Consider the following 302-nt stretch of genomic DNA (forward strand, 5'->3'; position numbering starts at 1 on the left):
TCAACGATACGTTGTAACTTCTCTTTGGTCTCGATATCAATGACCGCCCTTTCAATTAAGGGACGAAACCGCCTCAAGGTTTCCTTATTCTCTATGCTAAAGTGCCCTTTCTGAGCTCCAATAAGTAGGATTACGGTTTGCGTTACTTCTGAACGTATACCAGTTAAAACGACCGAGTTTACATGGCTTTTTATAAAGCTGTTTAAGTTAACAAACTCAGCGAGTTTATCTGGCTCGAACAGTAGAATGCATTCACCATTGAGAGCTCTTTGATAGGTGTTACCGTGTAACCAGGATACATT

General features: G+C 40.7%; 1 pseudogene. It reads right to left on the reverse strand.

The features are described from left to right. Positions 1–302 (reverse strand): annotated as a pseudogene (locus IQR33_RS32335) (hybrid sensor histidine kinase/response regulator); the annotation flags it as partial.

It is taken from the genome of Vibrio sp. OPT46, assembly GCF_015163535.1.
GTDB lineage: Bacteria > Pseudomonadota > Gammaproteobacteria > Enterobacterales > Vibrionaceae > Vibrio > Vibrio alginolyticus.